Here is a 15,560-nt window from a genome sequence, read left to right on the forward strand (position 1 = left end):
TCGCAGATACGGCATACAGCATGCCCAGATAGTGCAGCTTTCTGAGTGTACCAGTAACGACCTGCCCAGTTTTTACATAATGCCCCAAGTAATTAATGCCATGTGGGCAGGGTTGGTGTCTGGCTAAATGGCGTGAATTAAGGCTTTGCCCATACCGCCCCAGATGCCCAAGGGATGGCGTATTACTTTGAAACGTCCTACCCAAAACTCAGTTTTGGTGAGTCGTATTGATTAAGTCTTGATATGTCGAGTGTATCGACATACAAGAAAGTCATGTCGAAAAAACAGCAAAAAATCGACATATAAAATTGATATGTCGATCTAATCGACATAAACTGACCCAGTAGTTCATTTATGTCGATATAAACTGGAAATTTAAACATGACCTGGCAAGCAGAGCAACCTTACAACCAATTACCCACATTGCCGCCAAATCTAAATTCCATAGAAACGAAGGCCGTTCTGAAAGCCTGTATTTCTGCACGCGCCGCTGTAGCAGAATTAAAAAAGGCAGGGGAACTCATACCTAACCAAAGCATGCTAATTAACTTATTGCCTTTGCTGGAAGCAAAAGACAGTTCAGAAATTGAAAATATTGTCACCACTACCGATAAGCTTTTTCAGTATGCGCTAGAAGATAAAGGCGCTGATCATGCAACAAAGGAAGCTTTACGCTACAGAACAGCGTTATATCAAGGTTATATACAACTTGAAAGAAAGCCGCTTTGCACAGCGACTACCATTGAAGTATGTAGTACGTTAAAGCACTCCGAAATGGATATTCGTAAAGTACCGGGGACTTTTATAGGCAACCAGACGACTGGAGAAATTATCTATACCCCGCCTGCGGGAGAGAACGTTATCCGCGACTTGTTAACTAACTGGGAGCGATTTCTTCATGATGACGATGATATAGATCCATTAATAAAGATGGCTGTTAGCCATTATCAATTTGAAGCTATACACCCATTTTATGATGGGAATGGTCGAACAGGACGTATTTTAAATGTTTTGTACCTTATTGAATGCGGTCTTTTAACGCTACCTATTTTGTACTTAAGCCGTTTCATCGTTCATAACAAACAAGACTATTATCGCCTATTGAACCAAGTGACCAAAGATCAGAATTGGGAAGATTGGCTGTTATTTATGCTAAAAGGTGTCGAGCAAACTGCCATATGGACTAGTGATAAAATCACAGCGATTAGGGCACTTATGGAAAGTACAACCGATTACATAAAAGCACAGCTACCTAAAATATATAGCTATGAGCTTGTTCAGCTTATTTTTGAACAACCCTACTGCCGTATCAATAATCTAGTTGAACGTGACATTGCAAAACGCCAAACTGCTTCAACGTATTTAAAGCAGTTAGCGGATATTGGTGTGCTGCAAGAAATAAATTCCGGTAAGGAAAAATTATTTGTACACCCGCGATTGATGACGTTAATGACAAAAGATAGTAATAGTCTCAACGCTTTTTGAGCGTAAAAGTGTGAGATGGTAGAAAAACCTTAACTAGGATCCCGAGGTCTACTCAACCTTACTTTATAGGTAACAATCTGTAGACCTAAAGGTGGGTATATAACCTTTCAGGTAATCCATGCTGAGCGAGTTTTTCTAACACTCTATGACCGTTCTATAACCTGATCGTTTAAAGCAAATCACTTAACCGGTTTAACAGCGCTTTACGGCTATTATTCGCCACAACAAAGCGCTTAAAGCGTTGCTCAAACGCCGCTTCATCCGCTTTAAACTGGTAGGCTTCGAACAGTTGATGCAGATAGCGTGAAGCCTCATCGTAACCACTGGCGCAGGTTCGATTCGCTTGCTCTTGTACTTGCTGCCAGTAGTGCTCACGCTGGCGATAAATCTCTGTCTGCGCTTTTTCTTTTTCCGCTTTTTCGATAGCTAATTTTTTAGCGAATGCTTCGGCTTGTTCTTGCTGTAATTGGTTTTTTGCTTGTTCAATATAAGGGGCAATTACGTCGGGCGTTAACCAATACTGATAGCTTTCATCGTTATTGGCAGATTCTTTTCGCGTCATGGCTAAGGCTTGGTGACGGGTTAACTGGCCTTGTTCAAATATTGCGCTTATCAACGCGTTTTTGTCTGCCTCTGTGAGATTATTTAGCCATGTGTCCAACTGAAACTGGCTTTGTTTGGCTTGGTGACTTGGCTTAGCCTTAAGCATCATAGAAAGCGCTTTAACCAGAGTGAAAGGGATACTGTAAAGTGCAGCAAAAGCCAATAATCCCTCATTGATATTCTGAAAATCGAACTGAATTAAAGGTATTGCTTCAAGTTCGCTATTCGAGTCAAACTCTTTAAGCCACATAAAATACAAAAGACGCCAATCACCTTGAATTAACGCACTGCGTAAGCCTGCTAAATGTTGGAAAAAATCTTCTGCACTTTCATCATCAAAATACTCGTAATACTCCTCAATGGAGAAAACAAGTAGTTGCCACTCGTCAGTTTGATGAAGATAAAGTTCGTCGCTTGAAAACTCAAACATCGCATCCCGTATCGTCCCTGCGGGCAGTTTAATGTAAACATAGATAGAGCCCCAGTCGGCGTAATAAAAACCGATATCAAAGTACTTTAGCATCAGCTCATTCGGCTCTGCTTTTAAATCACTGTAGTTATAATGTACTTGAAAAGACCTTGCCGTGATGTTGGCACGGCTTGAAATAACGTTGAGCGCTTGGAGCGCTTTACTGTCTAAGTGCCCATCCAGACACTCAAATCGATAGTATTGATATTCGCTCACGATAACCTTTTTATGAATTGATGGTGAATTGAAAGGTTTGCTTTAACAAAGGCTGAACCTGAACCACTCTGGCGACAAGTTCACCGTTTAAATAACATCTCGGATCGATGATAATAAATCCCCAAAACTGTAAAAATCGCTCAATAAACCGATTTTCGATGAGCATGCTTAAGTTTCTTTCTGGCGAGAAGTAATCATCCGTAGAGAAAGCCTGTTGCAAATCAGGAAAAGCTGTCATCACCTCTTTAACAAGCTGCTCCAAACTGTTATGGCTTTGTATTCGCCACAGCATAAACAACCAGAAGGTTCTTAGGTCAATATCGTGCTCCCAGCCATCTAGGTAGCCCCAATTGTACTGAGAGCTTGCAGCTTCGAGCATGGGGATAAAGAACGCCTGTATACCATGCGTTAGGTACTGCTTTTGAGCTGCTTTTTTAACATGATAGCGCCCACTTCGACGATAGATGATACCTGCAATCTCTGCTAGCACTCGGGTGTAATGCAATGCATTAAACTTATCTTCGTTACTACCCGCAAACTCGCTGATACTGATGTCACGTTCGAATTGAGCAACGGCAAACTCTGGCAACAATTCACTGGCTTGTTTAACGACTTTTGTTGGCAAGTTGCCTTTGGTGGTGGCTTTAAACGAGCCATCGTTTTGCATCGCTTCATCTAATATCAATGTTAAGTAACGCATCACAGGACAGGCCTTAAGGTCGTCTGGCGTGTGTATTAGTACCCCTTCCAACTCACTGAAAGGCGCATATAACCAATTACTCATTTGTGTTGGCGAAAGGCCACAAAAGTCAGGATGAGGCCGTTCATTAGCCGCCTTCATTTTTTGTTCTGCAACGATATTGAGTTCTTCTAAAGATAAGTTAGGGTTCATTGCGACTACTTGCTCAATATCATCCAGCATAGATGCGTGCTGCTTAGAGAGACTGTTCATGCAACAACGTTTGTATTTTTTACCGCTGCCACAAGGGCAAGGTTCATTTCGACCTGGTTTCATGTTTTATCTACTCGTCTTATTTATCTTAATGCTACGTCACGTTAAAAAACGTCACCTCAAACCAACATCATCTCAAGCTAAAAGTGCCGAATTTTCTTGCTTACGCTCTGCGAGTGTTTTTTCTATCGCTAACACAGTGGCCTTACTCACCCCGTGTGGCTCAGCAAGCTGCCTAAACAGACTAATGGCATCCACTACCTCTTGAATACATTGCTGCGCTTCCTTCCAATTAGCAAAGCCAGCACTGGCCGCTAGCTTTTGCATCACTTTGAGTGGTGGCGCTTTTCCGTACCCAGCAAAGGCGGTGGCATGTTCATTAAAAGGGTGAGGGCTAAAGGTTACATCGTAAAATGGTGCGAGCTGCCAACTGCCATCATCGGCTTGTAAAAAGCCCCAATTTTTACTGTGATCGTCTTGGTTCCCGGCCAATAAGTTAAACATTGCGCGTCGAAATTGAAGTTGCCCGGCAGCAGGTGACTTACACAGTTGACGACTGGCTTTAATTAGATCGCTGTAGTCTAAGCTCGGGCTTCGAAAGTCGGCATCCAATAAGCCGCAGGCACTGTGCATATGTAAACGCCCAGCCTTCTCCTGCGCGGGTAAATAATCGAAACGCTTTAACGCAAGCCATGCTTTAGCGCCGCTACTTGCTGGCGCTTCAATTAACTGCCAAGTCGGTGGCTGACATTTTGCCAGCTCAGCCATTTGTAAATAGGCCGCTTCACATAAACCTTCTTCATGGCCCAACGCTAAGTTCTTCGAAGTAAACTTAACTAACCATGCTTCATCACGAGGCTGTGCATAGGTGCGGCATTGCGTCGCGTCTCCAGCAGGCATATAAATTTGCGCTTTTGGTCTTGCCCCACCCGAACTACCACCAGCGACTAATGCGGCGAACACTTGCTGAGTGCTACCGTCTAAATCGTCAGTCTCTTTGTAGTCAAGAGTGGACTGGTCAAATAAGGTTTGCGCTTCTAAGCCCAGTGTTGCTAAATCAATATCTGTTCGCTGATCGAATGAGAACTCAGATACAGGGGTAAAAGACAATGCCCCCATTCCTTGCTGGCCAACAAACGCCAGTCTATCCATTGCTGTTACTTGTGCAGGTATTATACCTTGTTGGCGAAACACACGATCTTGCAACAGCAACCCCCAACCATCGGGAAGACTATCACCAAACACGCCGTGAATGCCTTGGTGAGGCTCTTTCGGTGCTTGCTGTAATCGCGTATCACCTTGAAGCGTAAAAGGAGATAAATTGCCAAACCTGCTTAGATAACTTTCATCGTACTGAAAGAAAACACCTTGGCGATTTTGCGCTAATATACCCACCAATACAGTTTCGCCCGTTGTGAGAGTGCGCTCCACATTCAACTTTTGAATGGATTTAAAGCTCATCTTTAAGCACCTCTTCTATACTGGTCGGTAAAGCGGTACGGTCAGTCGTGGTTTGTGTCAGTTGATAAAACCTGTCTAGTGAATCCAACGACTGCCACAAAAGCAGCAGCTGACGAAATGAGATTTGTCCGGTGAGTTCAAACTTTTTTATGGTCGAAGCAGGGACACAACTGCGCAGTGCCAGTGCCTCTCGCGATAGCTTCGCTTGTTTGCGTAAGCCCCGCAGATGAGTAGCAAAAGCTTGGCTTACATCGGTGTCATCTAAAAGTGAAAAGTTCATGCGCAGCCTAAATGGATACAATGATGTCTATTATAGCTATACCTTCTTATTTATGGATACAGTAATATCCATAAAAATATGGATGATAATCACATGACTGGAGAAGGATAGTAAAAGCTGATACTTTGCGTTAGGCAAGAGGTTGAGTTAAAGCGATTAATCGCCTAATAGGCTTGTATCTAAGAGGCGAATTACAAGTGGTTAAATTGATGGTTGTTTGATTTTAAATTATTAATCAATGAGAAGATCCAAACCTAGATTAAGCGAATTATTCAAACTAAAAAGGGTGGTGATTTAGTGTTTTGAGGCTTAAGTATTCACTTGCCAGGAATTCAAACTACCCTTAAATCGTCACCTATAGGCGAATGAGTGAGGCACTAAAAATCGCTAGTGATTTTAAAATGACTCTGACCCCTTTTATACTCTTCAAACGGCCACTAACCGATAAACAATGAAGCTGGCACACCAAAACGCGCCGATAGTGCCTTAATGTGGTTGAGTGTTAGAGAGCGCTTCCCATTCAAGATCATTGATACCGTCGATTTTGCACCAATCTCTTCTTTCAAGTCACTTAAGGTCAATTGATGCTGATCGATGATAACTCTTAGCATGGCGATGCCGGGCTCTAGTTTTTCGATAGCTTGATTAAATTCACTAAACTGTTCCGCTTCTGCTTCATACCTTTCAATCACCGGAAACATCAAGTCGATCACTGGCTGATGAGCATCATAATCTTCGATAAGTACTTCCATCGTGGCAATCAGCTCTTGATATTGCTCTGGTGAAGAGATACCACTCACCCAAGGCATGACTTGGCTCAGTTGGTTAGCGACTTTGTCTAAAACTGCGATATCTAACATAGGGTTACCTTTTCAGCTTCTTTTCACGGTATTGCTTTGTAATGCAGTCTTACTCGGCATGGCTGACAATGTTCTTAATGAAGCATCGACTTCCTACAAATTCGATAAATGCAATAAGCCTAAGGTTGTTACCACCAATATCAATCACCCACCACTTATCAACATATTTAAAGTTGTCTAATGAGGGAAATACTTTTCGTAGCTCATCCGGGCTTTTTGCTTTACTCTCTTTTAACACCTTGTACGTTGCATCTAGTGCATCGGAATCGTTTGGATAGCGTTTTTTCGCATTTTCAAAAGGTTGCTTACTTATAACGTGCATGTACTATCCAGCCTGTTCACTATATGTGAACACTATACCTAAGCCAAGTTTAGTTCACCATATGTGAACATCAAGAAATTATTCAAATTTGAAGCAAAGTAACTAGTGGTGGTTAACAATGAGCAGCAAAGATAATTAGCGTTGCAAGCTTTTGGTTTACAAAGGGTTTATTATTTAAATCTACATTCAGATCCAAACCTAGATTAAGCGAATTATTCAAACTAAAAAGGGTGGTGATTTAGTGTTTTGAGGCTTAAGTATTCACTTGCTAGGAATTCAGACTACCCTTAAATCGTCACTTATAGGTGAATGAGTGAGGCACTAAAAGGCGCTAGTGATTTTAAAATGACTCTGACCCATTTTATAAGGCCTGCTTAGAAGCCAAAGTGGAACGCTCGCGGTTGGAGCAACGCTTACGCCAGTTGGATGAAGACATCGCTCAAAAGCAGCAAGCACGAGGCTTATTAGCGGCCCTACTGGGTGAAGGCTCACTGCGAGCTTGGCATCAACAGACCAATCAACTAGCGCCAGATGCTCATCTGGATTGGTTAAGGCAGCAAGGCTTTAATGAAAAACAGGCTTTGCATTTGAAATGGTTGTCAAAAGATATGAACGCACACGAGCAATACATGGCCGACTTTATGACGGTGTTCCAAAATTTAGAGCACTGGGGGCCCGGTACCGATGATGACTCGCTTAAGGCTTTGTTATCACTCCCCACCGAGCCGCAAAGCATCATTGATATTGGCTGTGGTAAAGGCTTTTCTACCCGGTTATTAGAGCAACATACCAACGCACAGATTGTCGCGGTAGATAACGAACAAAGCGCCCTCGATGAACTTGGCGAGCGCCTTGCTGAGCAACAATTAGGCTCGCGGGTTACCCTGAGCTGCGCCAGCATGACCGAACTGCCGTTTTCAGCTTCGAGCTTTGATTGTGTTTGGTCAGAGGGCTCGGCTTACATTATGGGGGTCGAACAAGCGTTAACACAGTGGCGACCGTTACTTACAGAGAATGGCTGTATGGTACTCAGTGACTTGGTTTGGTTAACCGACAACCCAAGCCCTGAGGCCTTGGCATTCTGGCAACAAGAATACCCCGATATGCAAAGAGTACCAAAACGCTTGGCGCAAATGCGCCAAGCAGGCTTTGAAGTAATTGACCATTTCACCCTAAGTGAACAAGCCTGGCTCAATTATTACCAACCACTTAAAGCGCGTGTTGCGCAACTCAAATCGAGCCTGCCGGACTCAGCAGCCATTGCTGATTTAGAGCGAGAGATTACGATTTATGAGCGCTACTTAAGCGAGTTTGCTTACCACATGTTTGTGCTACAGAAAGGAGCGTAATGCGACGCCTCTTATAGCAAACCCTGCACGGCTGGAAAGAACAGACACCATAATACCCATATAAATAAGCGCGCCTTTCTGCGTTGGCAGATGGCTATTACAAAGAACACTAGAAAATCGGCAAACTCTACTCGATAAAATCCTTCAAACTGCTATTTCTTAGCGCTAACAGCAGAATACGCAGCGCGCTCTTCAAACATGCAATCTTTCCATTTACTTCCAAATAGTTAAACTTTAAGCTCACAAGCTGTCACTCTAAGATGACTTGCATCATTTAACCGCTTTATTTAGATAGGAATTGTTTGTGACCAAAGATGATTTTTTAGAACTGCAAATGATCAGTACATGGCGCTTATTTTTCTATTCTGCGATTACTTTAGGGGTTTATTCGGGCTACTACATCAAAGCCTTAAGCCACAAAGTGAACCAACTAGACAATAACTTGCCCGCCATTCATAACACTCTGGTCGAGACTCTATTTGTGTTGTGCTGGCTCGGCCCATTGAGCCTAGTCAAAGAGATTTGGTTTAAGGATCAGCCTATCTTTGTTTTGGCCGATGCACTGCTTAACTGGCTAGGTTTCATTTTAGTCGTTGTTTGGGCCTTTAAAGTGCGCAACCGCATCAACCTTACCTTCGACTTTGCAAAAACCGATCACCAGTTTTGGTTCTATGGTTTCTGGTGCTTTGTGTTTAACTCGTTCTATATCAACTATCGACTCAATCACGTCTGTTTGTGGGTACGCGCAGACCAAGATACAGCTGCGCCCCCCGAAGATCGATAAACACCAGCTAAGACAGAGCAACAATACCAGCCCTTCACTGGTTCGCAATGCTTACCCCATCGTGAATCCGTGAGGCGGCCCTTGCAAATTAAGCGCTACTTTTAAACTAAACTCGATTAAACCTTGCGCTATAGCCTAGAATCATTACAGTATCTGCCCCCGAGCCTGAAGCTCACGTCCTAGGATTGTCATGAAAAAAACCTATCTGTTAAGTCACCCCAAACGTAATCTGGCACGCATTATTGAAGCCGCAAAACATGATGCTAAAAAGTACATTAAGCGAGAGAAGGGTAAAACCTTGCCAGCGGGTGATGACTTTTGGGATTTTGATTGCAAATACGGCATCAATGAAGCCGAGGCAGAGGTAATTCATGTCTCGCAAATTAATGCCTGCATGGATAAAGCAGAGCAGCAGCAACTGCCTTCGTTCTATCTAGAAATTATCGCCAGAGGCGCACAACGTCCACCAAAACCCTTGTTCAGCGAAACCAATGAGGCTGCAGAAGAAGTCGCACAAGAAACAAAAGAAGATGAAGCCGAAAGATAAAGGTGCTGCTAGCGCACTCTCCAATCAAAAGCCTTAATGGGAGCTCCATTAAGGCCTTGTTCAGAACAGAGTAGCGCGCGTTTAAGTCTCGTGGTTTAACGCGTCCCATAAGCCATTGATATACATGATGCCGAGGGCACGGTCATACAAACCATAACCAGGGCGAGCCCACTTTTCTTCTCCCCAAATATGTCGACCATGGTCCGGACGCACATAACCCTGATAGTTATGTTTGTAGAGCATTTTCACCACTTGTACAATATCAATCGAACCATCGCAGGCGCGGTGAGAACTTTCGATAAAATCACCATTGTCGAAGCGCTTCACATTACGAATATGCATGAAGTGGATCCGCTCGTGGAAAGTATCGATTAGATCAGGAATATCATTGTTCACCGATCCTAAAGAACCAGAACACAGGGTTAAGCCGTTATAAGGATTGTCCACCAAGCCTAGAAAACGTTGGATGTTTTCTTTATTAATAATAATTCGCGGTAAACCAAAGATCGGGAAGGCCGGGTCGTCGGGATGGATCGCCATCTTGATACCACATTCTTCCGCCACCGGAATAATTTGCTCAAGGAAGTACTGCAAGTTTTTCCAGAGATCTTCCGCCGTAAAATCTTTATATAGCTTAAAGGTTTCTTTTAAATTGGCTAAGCGTTCTGGCTCCCAGCCCGGCATGGTCACGTCGGTATTTTTAGAAATCGTTTCAATCAGCTCGATGGGGTCAATTTCGCTAATCTTACTTTTCTCAAAGAATAAGGCATTCGAGCCATCAGGTAAGCTTTTATAAAGCTCGGTACGAGTCCAGTCAAACACCGGCATAAAGTTGTAACACACCACCTTCACACCAAATCGGCCCAGCGCTCGCAGGGTTTGTTTGTAGTTTTCGATGTATTGGTCACGGCTCTCTAGCCCCAACTTAATATCTTCATGCACATTGACACTTTCAACCACATCGATATTAAAGCCAGATTTTTTGATCTGCTGTTCAACTTCAGCAATCCGCTGCTCGTCCCACAACACCCCCGCAGGCATGTCGTGTAAAGACCAAACGATGCCTTCCACACCAGGGATTTGCTTAATTTGGTCAAGGGTGATTTGATCGTTGCCCTCACCGTACCATCTAAATGTCATTTTCATTGCGAATATTCCTGACAGGTTTAATTCACTCGCGTAGATCAAACCTTAATCGTTATTTAGCTCATCAATTCAACAAGCTAACATTTAAAATCGTAGACTGACTGCTTAGCGCCTTTTTCAAGGAGCAACTCTAATGCATGCAGTAAGTTCGCCTTAAAGGCGGCTTGTTTGGCCAATTTAGGTGGAAAAATTGCACTTAACTGCAAAAACGCCTCGACCACTTCTTCGACCGATTCATTGGTCAGCCAAATGTCGGCAAACTGTTCTGCCATGGGGTCACGAACATCAATCACGGCACCACGTTCATCCACCCCTCGGGTATACTTCATCCAAGCGGCCAAAGCCAAATACAAACCCGGACTCTCAATATTGTGCTGTAAGCCATAGGCAATCGTTTGTAAGAAACGTGGCGGGATCTTTTGCGAACCATCCATGGCAATTTGCCAAGTACGGTGTTTTAAGGCGCTATTTTTATAACGGGCGATCAGTGAGTCTTTGTAATGCCCAAGATTGATCCCCTCAACGTTCAGCGATGGGCTGATTTCAATATCCATTAAGTAACGAATGAAGCGTTCATAAGCCTCATCTTGAATGGTTTGGTTAATGGTTTGATAACCCGCCAAATAACCAAGATAAGCCATGGCCGAATGGGTGCCATTCAGTAAGCGCAGCTTCATCTTCTCGAAGGGCGTCACGTCATCGGTAATAATAACATTGTCGATTGAGGTTTTTTCCCAAGCGGGTCTTTCATTACAGAACTTGTCTTCAATCACCCACTGTAAGAAGGGTTCGGTAACCAGCGATTGCTGGTCTTCAAGGCCGAGAGCCTGATTAACACGCTGCTGATCTGCGGTGCTGGTTTGCGGCACGATACGGTCAACCATGGTTGACGGGAAACTCACCTCGGCGGCAATCCAATCATGGAGTTTTGGGTCCAGCTGCTTGGCAAAATCTAATATGATATTTTGCAACACCACACCGTTGTGCGGCAAGTTATCGCAAGATAAGGGAGTAAAAGGCGCAATTTTATCTTCACGGCGTTTTTTGAGTGCTGCCACTAAAAAGCCAATCGCGGTATGCGGTTCACCTAGATGCGCCAAATCATGCTGGATCTGTGGATGCTCTAGATTCAAACGCCCTGTCGCAGGATGATGACAATAGCCTTTTTCGGTAATCGTTAAACTCACCACCTTCACCGAAGGCAGAGTCATATAACCAAGGATCGCATCCACTTGGTTACTAAAAAGTACTTGTTCTACCGCACCAATAATCGCCAGCGAAAGTGTCTCGTCTTGGCCGACCGCTACGGTATAAAGATTATCTTGGTTAGCGAAGCTGGCTTCAGGGCCGGTTTGTTCGATTGACTGACCTGCCGCTCCCCAATTACACACCCCAACAATTTTCCAATCGCCACCATGCTCTTTGAGCAAAGTATCCGTGATTAAAGCTTGGTGGGCTCGATGAAATGCGCCAAAACCAAGATGAACCATGCCCACCCCAGCATTCATGCTCTGTTCCGTAGGTTTACTTGCTGCGTTCGCGCTCGGCATAGAGCTTTTATTTAGTTTCATTAAAACCTCAATAGTAGCAGCGTTAAAGGCAAAGCTTTGCTGGCTTAGGTCCGTATATAAACAAATAAAGCAATACCCAAGCGCAGTGTTGAGTATTGCTTCGAAGTAATTTAGCTAAAAAAGCCTAAATCATTATTTGGTGTTTTGAATATCATTCAACATACCAACAAGCTCTGGGTTTTCAGTTTTAAATTTCTCATAAACTGATTGAACCGCTTTTTGGAATGCAGGAGTATCACTCTCAACAAAGGTAATCCCTTGTGATTCTAAGTCAGTGCGAGCTTTAGCAACGTAATCGCTCCAGTTTTTCTCTTGCACTGCAACTGTGGCTTGCGCATCTTTACGTACTGCTTCTTGCTCTGCTTTTGACAAGCTATCCCATACACTGGTAGAAATAACCAATACGTCAGGCACCATGGTGTGACGGTCGTAAGAGTAAACTTTTTTCACTTCAAAGTGACGTGAAGAATAGTAAGACGGAATGTTGTTTTCCGCACCATCAACCACACCTTGTTGTAAAGCAGAGTACAACTCACCATAAGGAAGTGGCACCGGCGTCGCACCTAGCGCTTTGATGATATCAATCGCTAATGGTGAGTTTTGCACACGAATCTTCATGCCTTTCAAGTCTGCAGGAGTCACAATCGCTTTATCTGTGTAGAAGCTACGAGCACCAGCATCTAAGAACGCTAAACCAACAAAACCTTGGTCACGAGAAGAAGCTAAAATACCTTGGCCAATTGGTCCATTTAACACTTTGTTGTAATGGTCAAGATCACGATATAAATAAGGCAATGACAAAATTTTGTAAGCCTTTGAGAAAGACTCTAGTGGCGCAGCACTTACTTTGGTAAATGCAATGGTGCCATTTTGAACCATTTGCAATAACGCTGTTTCATTCCCTAAGGTTCCATTTGGATAAACCTTCACTCGCAAGTCACTATCTTTGGTCACACTTTTCGCGAACCAATCCAAAGATTGGTGAACAGGGTGCTCAGTTGGTAATGCGTGAGCCAATTTCAAAGTTTTTGCATATACAGCCGAGCTACAAGACATCCCTGCAATCACACCAGCCAGTAAGAGTTTTTTAAATTTCATAATTTCACGTCCTTAATCAATTTATTATTAGGATTTATATCCTGCCAAGTGAGGCAGCCACATGGTTAGTGAAGGAAATACCACTATCAATCCGAGTGTTATTACCATAATTAAGAAAAGGGGCAGTAACTTAGGCACCACTTCTCCCAGTTTATTTCCAGATACACTACAGCCTACAAATAGAGCTGTACCCACTGGAGGTGTACAAATACCGATACATAGATTGAATACCAAGATAATACCGAAGTGAATTGGATCCACGCCTAATAGCACCGCTATCGGTAAGAATATCGGGGTAAAAATCAATACCGCTGGTGACATATCCATGAACGTGCCCACAACCAATAAAATCAAGTTCATGAGCAACATAATCACAATTGGATTGGTCGAGTAATTCAACACAAACTCAGCAATCGCAGTTGGAATGTCTGCATTCGCCATTCCCCACGACATGGCCGAAGAAGTTGCAATCATCAGTAATACAATCGAAGTGGTTAACACGCTATCAATTAAGATTGAAGGTAAGTCTTTGACTTTTAATTCACGATAAGCAAAACCGAGGATCAAGCTGTAAACCACCGCGATGGCTGAAGCTTCGGTCGCGGTGAAAGCACCACCCAAGATACCGCCCATAATAATCACGACTAAGAATAAGCTCGGCAATGCATCCAGAATAACTTTAGAAGTTTTTTCGGTTTGAACAATTTTTTCTTGAGGAATACCATTTCGTTTACCCAAGATGAAGATACCAAGGATGATACCTAAGCCCATGAGTAAACCTGGGACATATCCGGCAATAAATAGGTATTGAACAGAAGTACTGCTCACAAGTGCATACAGAATAAGAATGTTTGACGGCGGAATTAACAAGCCAGTCGGGCATGACGCCACGTTCACAGCTGTCGAAAATGCCCGCGGATACTTATGCTCTTTCTGCATTGGCCCCATGATGCCACCAACAGCCGCGGCAGCTGCCGCTGCAGAGCCAGACAAAGAACCAAACATCATGTTGGCAATCACATTCACATGGGATAAAGAGCCTGGTAAGCGACCACCAAGTAACATCGCAAAGTTAATTAAGCGTACCGCTAAACCTCCCCGGTTCATTAAATTACCGGCCACAATAAAGAACGGTAAGGCTAATAAACCAAAGCTATTTAAACCATTTGCTAACTGCTGCGAGACGAGTATCGAGGCTTTATCGATAGGGAAATCGAGAAAAATCGTCAATAATGCAGCACTACCAATCGCGAAGGCAATTGGCATACCGATGATAAGAAAGATAGCCAAGGTGCCAAACAAGACAATAATAGGCAATAGGTCAAAAAGATAATCAGGCATAACGCTGATATATTCTTGAGTGAAAATAAGATCAATTAAAGTCATTACTTATCACCTTTCTTGCCAGAGGCGATATTCGCGATAGAAGCAAATATATCTAACAAACCGTAATAGTTAATAAGAACACCGGACAAAGGCAATACCACGTATACGTAGCCGATAAGTAGATGATTTCCACCAATAGCGAGTCCAGGCGATATTTGATGATGCTGTAAGGTTGTTGCCACAACCATGCTGCCACCATAGATAAGCGCAATCGATGAAAAGGTTATCACCAATATATTAATAAAAATGCTCAGTAAATTTCTATTTCTAAAATTCAACTTCGGCATCACTAATTCTAAAGCGAGGTGCCGTTTTACTGAATAGGTATACGCCCCACCTAAAATACCTATCCAAATAAGTAGGTATCTAGATAGCTCATCGGTAAAGACTGAAGGATCGTTGATAATAAAACGGGTAAAGACTTGCCAAACCACCGTTAAAATCATCGCCCCCATAAATATAATCAGAACCGTAGCCAACACGCGATTGACGATCTGATTCAAGGTAGAAATAATCATTGTTAATTCCATGTATCCTACTTACCATTTTGAAGAAATAGCCAAGACTCCTTCAAAAACTCAACACCAAAGCCGCAAAGCTAACATAAACCGCTGGGAGGATATGAGCTTAAGCTCACACCAAATGTTAAATTTGAACTACAGTTTCAAAATTTGTGACCCAGCGAGTCATAATTGGTATCACTACATATAGGAGAACACCACTCACAAGCTTGACGTGTCACTCCAATACCCGCTCATGTTATACCAATTACCCTAAATAGAAGAGTGTCTATGTCTCATTTTGGAAAGTGGTATGATCAATTTTGCGATGAAATACACGAAATGGGAGAGAAATGGATGCAGGACTTAGTAAAACTTAGTTGAGTTTTGTTATTTTGCAAGCAAGACAGAGTCCCGCATGCCAAGAGGACGACTCGCCACCAATAAAACCACATACTTCCTTGTATGTAGACTCACTTAAACAATAGAAGAGCAACCCGGTAGATTGATTAAAGACGGGGAATAACAACA

The 15,560-nt window shown here is 43.1% G+C and carries 15 protein-coding genes; 4 read left to right on the forward strand and 11 right to left on the reverse strand.

Features of this window, described 5'->3' with window-relative positions:
• Window positions 1-381: 381 nt before the first annotated feature.
• Complete coding sequence (fic, locus tag ACRRSY_RS22295; RefSeq protein WP_432460489.1) at window positions 382-1,485, forward strand: protein adenylyltransferase Fic; 1,104 nt, start codon at window positions 382-384, stop codon at window positions 1,483-1,485.
• 169 nt (window positions 1,486-1,654) lie between these two features.
• Here the strand turns inward: fic and ACRRSY_RS22300 are convergent, their stop codons facing one another.
• From ACRRSY_RS22300 to ACRRSY_RS22325, 6 genes are all read right to left on the reverse strand, one after another.
• Entirely contained in the window at window positions 1,655-2,773 is a 1,119-nt protein-coding gene (locus tag ACRRSY_RS22300; protein ID WP_432455377.1) for a hypothetical protein, read from the reverse strand.
• A gap of 10 nt (window positions 2,774-2,783) precedes the next feature.
• On the reverse strand, window positions 2,784-3,788 hold the full coding sequence (locus ACRRSY_RS22305) for a YecA family protein (RefSeq protein ID WP_432464056.1): 1,005 nt from the start codon (window positions 3,786-3,788) through the stop codon (window positions 2,784-2,786).
• Window positions 3,789-3,860: 72 nt separating this feature from the next.
• Window positions 3,861-5,186, reverse strand: coding sequence for a type II toxin-antitoxin system HipA family toxin (locus ACRRSY_RS22310; protein WP_432464057.1), 1,326 nt, complete (start codon window positions 5,184-5,186; stop codon window positions 3,861-3,863).
• Entirely contained in the window at window positions 5,176-5,466 is a 291-nt protein-coding gene (locus ACRRSY_RS22315; protein ID WP_432455373.1) for a helix-turn-helix domain-containing protein, read from the reverse strand. Before ACRRSY_RS22315 ends, ACRRSY_RS22310 begins: the two co-directional genes overlap by 11 nt.
• A 437-nt stretch (window positions 5,467-5,903) precedes the next feature.
• Window positions 5,904-6,326, reverse strand: a complete 423-nt coding sequence (locus tag ACRRSY_RS22320) for a helix-turn-helix domain-containing protein (protein WP_432455371.1) — start codon at window positions 6,324-6,326, stop codon at window positions 5,904-5,906.
• Between the two features lie 49 nt (window positions 6,327-6,375).
• Entirely contained in the window at window positions 6,376-6,648 is a 273-nt protein-coding gene (locus ACRRSY_RS22325) for a type II toxin-antitoxin system HigB family toxin (protein ID WP_432455370.1), read from the reverse strand.
• Window positions 6,649-7,034: 386 nt separating this feature from the next.
• Here ACRRSY_RS22325 and ACRRSY_RS22330 point away from each other — a divergent pair, with 386 nt between their 5' ends.
• The 3 genes from ACRRSY_RS22330 to ACRRSY_RS22340 all read left to right on the forward strand — a co-directional run bounded on the left by ACRRSY_RS22330 (window position 7,035) and on the right by ACRRSY_RS22340 (window position 9,328).
• Window positions 7,035-7,997, forward strand: a complete 963-nt coding sequence (locus tag ACRRSY_RS22330) for a MerR family transcriptional regulator (protein WP_432455368.1) — start codon at window positions 7,035-7,037, stop codon at window positions 7,995-7,997.
• A gap of 304 nt (window positions 7,998-8,301) precedes the next feature.
• A complete protein-coding gene (locus ACRRSY_RS22335) occupies window positions 8,302-8,781 on the forward strand; it encodes a DUF4234 domain-containing protein (protein WP_432455367.1) in 480 nt (159 codons plus the stop codon).
• A gap of 190 nt (window positions 8,782-8,971) precedes the next feature.
• A complete protein-coding gene (locus ACRRSY_RS22340; protein WP_432464058.1) occupies window positions 8,972-9,328 on the forward strand; it encodes a DUF6172 family protein in 357 nt (118 codons plus the stop codon).
• Window positions 9,329-9,409: 81 nt separating this feature from the next.
• Here ACRRSY_RS22340 and uxuA read toward each other — a convergent pair whose 3' ends face one another.
• The 5 genes from uxuA to ACRRSY_RS22365 all read right to left on the reverse strand — a co-directional run bounded on the left by uxuA (window position 9,410) and on the right by ACRRSY_RS22365 (window position 15,059).
• Window positions 9,410-10,474, reverse strand: coding sequence for a mannonate dehydratase (gene uxuA / locus ACRRSY_RS22345; protein WP_432455364.1), 1,065 nt, complete (start codon window positions 10,472-10,474; stop codon window positions 9,410-9,412).
• Window positions 10,475-10,551: 77 nt separating this feature from the next.
• Window positions 10,552-12,045, reverse strand: coding sequence for a mannitol dehydrogenase family protein (locus ACRRSY_RS22350; RefSeq protein WP_432464059.1), 1,494 nt, complete (start codon window positions 12,043-12,045; stop codon window positions 10,552-10,554).
• Window positions 12,046-12,177: 132 nt separating this feature from the next.
• On the reverse strand, window positions 12,178-13,143 hold the full coding sequence (locus ACRRSY_RS22355) for a TRAP transporter substrate-binding protein (RefSeq protein WP_432455360.1): 966 nt from the start codon (window positions 13,141-13,143) through the stop codon (window positions 12,178-12,180).
• Between the two features lie 27 nt (window positions 13,144-13,170).
• Window positions 13,171-14,484: a TRAP transporter large permease gene (locus tag ACRRSY_RS22360; protein ID WP_432456122.1), complete on the reverse strand. Its 1,314-nt coding sequence runs from the start codon at window positions 14,482-14,484 to the stop codon at window positions 13,171-13,173.
• 44 nt (window positions 14,485-14,528) lie between these two features.
• Window positions 14,529-15,059, reverse strand: coding sequence for a TRAP transporter small permease (locus tag ACRRSY_RS22365; protein ID WP_432455358.1), 531 nt, complete (start codon window positions 15,057-15,059; stop codon window positions 14,529-14,531).
• Window positions 15,060-15,560: the final 501 nt, after the last annotated feature.

It is taken from the genome of Agarivorans sp. QJM3NY_33 (assembly GCF_050870865.2).
Lineage (GTDB): Bacteria > Pseudomonadota > Gammaproteobacteria > Enterobacterales > Celerinatantimonadaceae > Agarivorans.

Coding starts and splice junctions, on each gene's coding strand:
- fic (WP_432460489.1), top strand. CDS start 382: ATGACCTGGCAAGCAGAGCAACCTTACAACCAATTACCCACATTGCCG.
- ACRRSY_RS22305 (WP_432464056.1), bottom strand. CDS start 3,788: ATGAAACCAGGTCGAAATGAACCTTGCCCTTGTGGCAGCGGTAAAAAA.
- ACRRSY_RS22310 (WP_432464057.1), bottom strand. CDS start 5,186: ATGAGCTTTAAATCCATTCAAAAGTTGAATGTGGAGCGCACTCTCACA.
- ACRRSY_RS22315 (WP_432455373.1), bottom strand. CDS start 5,466: ATGAACTTTTCACTTTTAGATGACACCGATGTAAGCCAAGCTTTTGCT.
- ACRRSY_RS22320 (WP_432455371.1), bottom strand. CDS start 6,326: ATGTTAGATATCGCAGTTTTAGACAAAGTCGCTAACCAACTGAGCCAA.
- ACRRSY_RS22325 (WP_432455370.1), bottom strand. CDS start 6,648: ATGCACGTTATAAGTAAGCAACCTTTTGAAAATGCGAAAAAACGCTAT.
- ACRRSY_RS22340 (WP_432464058.1), top strand. CDS start 8,972: ATGAAAAAAACCTATCTGTTAAGTCACCCCAAACGTAATCTGGCACGC.
- uxuA (WP_432455364.1), bottom strand. CDS start 10,474: ATGAAAATGACATTTAGATGGTACGGTGAGGGCAACGATCAAATCACC.
- ACRRSY_RS22350 (WP_432464059.1), bottom strand. CDS start 12,045: ATGAAACTAAATAAAAGCTCTATGCCGAGCGCGAACGCAGCAAGTAAA.
- ACRRSY_RS22355 (WP_432455360.1), bottom strand. CDS start 13,143: ATGAAATTTAAAAAACTCTTACTGGCTGGTGTGATTGCAGGGATGTCT.
- ACRRSY_RS22360 (WP_432456122.1), bottom strand. CDS start 14,484: ATGCCTGATTATCTTTTTGACCTATTGCCTATTATTGTCTTGTTTGGC.
- ACRRSY_RS22365 (WP_432455358.1), bottom strand. CDS start 15,059: ATGGAATTAACAATGATTATTTCTACCTTGAATCAGATCGTCAATCGC.